Below are 318 nucleotides of genomic sequence, written 5' to 3'. Positions count from 1 at the left end.
GGATGGATGAATGCCGCCGCGAACCATTCAAAACCCGCGAAGGCAGAGAAATCACCGGACCGTGGCAGTCACATCCCAAACGCATGTTACGACATAAAGCCATGATTCAGTGTGCCCGTCTGGCCTTCGGATTTGCGGGTATCTATGACAAGGATGAAGCCGAGCGCATTGTCGAAAATACCGCATACACTGCAGAACGTCAGCCGGAACGCGACATCACTCCGGTTAACGATGAAACCATGCAGGAAATTAACACTCTGCTGATCGCCCTGGATAAAACATGGGATGACGACTTATTGCCGCTCTGTTCCCAGATAT

At 51.3% G+C, this 318-nt stretch carries 1 protein-coding gene; it reads left to right on the top strand.

The genetic code is table 11. The annotated features are described in order from the left end of the window. The coding region (locus HEN33_RS25690; RefSeq protein WP_183083557.1) for a recombinase RecT at positions 1 to 318 on the top strand (318 nt) is incomplete at both ends.

The organism is Escherichia sp. 94.0001 (assembly GCF_013369155.2).
GTDB lineage: Bacteria > Pseudomonadota > Gammaproteobacteria > Enterobacterales > Enterobacteriaceae > Escherichia > Escherichia coli_F.
This window is presented reverse-complemented; position numbering and strand designations above follow the sequence as displayed.